The organism is Streptomyces sp. AC550_RSS872, assembly GCF_019049285.1.
Taxonomy (GTDB): domain Bacteria; phylum Actinomycetota; class Actinomycetes; order Streptomycetales; family Streptomycetaceae; genus Streptomyces.
In genome coordinates this window covers 1-204 of the sequence record NZ_JAGMUL010000068.1, presented here as the reverse complement: position 1 = coordinate 204, position 204 = coordinate 1, and the positions used below count along the sequence as shown (strand labels likewise).

General features: G+C 70.1%; 1 protein-coding gene. It reads left to right on the top strand.

Going from position 1 to position 204, the window contains the following annotated elements; genetic code table 11:
- Positions 1-204: AMP-binding protein (locus KUM44_RS26885; protein ID WP_217211884.1), on the top strand; the 204-nt coding region annotated here is incomplete at both ends.

Genomic DNA, 204 nt, shown 5'->3' with positions numbered 1-204 from the left:
CCCAAGGGCGTCGCCAACACCCACCACAACGTCGTCCACCTCGCCGCCGACCACTACTGGCAGACCGGCAACCACGACCGCGTCCTGATGCACTCCCCCTACGCCTTCGACGCCTCCACCTTCGAAATCTGGACCCCTCTCCTCACCGGCGGCCGCGTCGTGGTCGCCCCACCGGGCCACCTCGCCCCCACCGACTTCGCCGAC